Source organism: Colwellia sp. SU-HH01217 (genome assembly GCF_057543495.1).
In genome coordinates this window covers 1-591 of the sequence record NZ_BAAJLX010000053.1, presented here as the reverse complement: position 1 = coordinate 591, position 591 = coordinate 1, and the positions used below count along the sequence as shown (strand labels likewise).

Annotated in this window: 1 protein-coding gene; it reads right to left on the bottom strand. The window is 34.0% G+C overall.

Features of this window, described 5'->3' with window-relative positions:
* Positions 1–150 precede the first annotated feature (150 nt).
* Complete coding sequence (locus tag AC27G3_RS18200; protein WP_487124057.1) at positions 151–567, bottom strand: hypothetical protein; 417 nt, start codon at positions 565–567, stop codon at positions 151–153.
* Positions 568–591 lie beyond the last annotated feature (24 nt).

The following is a 591-nucleotide window of genomic DNA, read 5'->3' as shown; positions in this document are numbered from 1 at the left end:
ACCCAGCTTAAATATTTAGACTTACCGAACATATAAACTCCATTTATCTTTGTACAACTAACGCCACATTAAGCGGCTTGTAATAGTTTGCTAAAATGTGAAGCGAAGCGGAACCGAGCAAACTGTTACAAGTCCGACTTTAATGCCTTGTTAGCTGGCAGTTTTGAAAAACTCAGTCATTACACCCGATGTAATATTAAATGGTAATGTTGATAAACCTGTAAAGAAAAGTTCTTTAAAAGACTTTTTATTTTCGAGTACTGTAGGTGTTTTATTAATAGCAACAAGCCCTTTTTCCGCCAATACAATTGAGCAACTGCCGTCCGCCATTGGAGAACTTATACGAATATAGCTCTCATCTTTTAACCACCACAAAGTATACTTGCAAATTTCATCAATATTTGTGAAATCATTGAAAAGCGCTACATTATCTTCTGAAAGCTTAAAATAACCAGACACATCAATTCCGATTTGCGATGGTTTTACTTTTGTTGATATAGGAAAATTCTCTAAGCAAATATGAAATATTTCCATAGCAGCACAATTAAATACATCTATATTATTCAAATTCATCTCCAAGCTAGAGTGCTA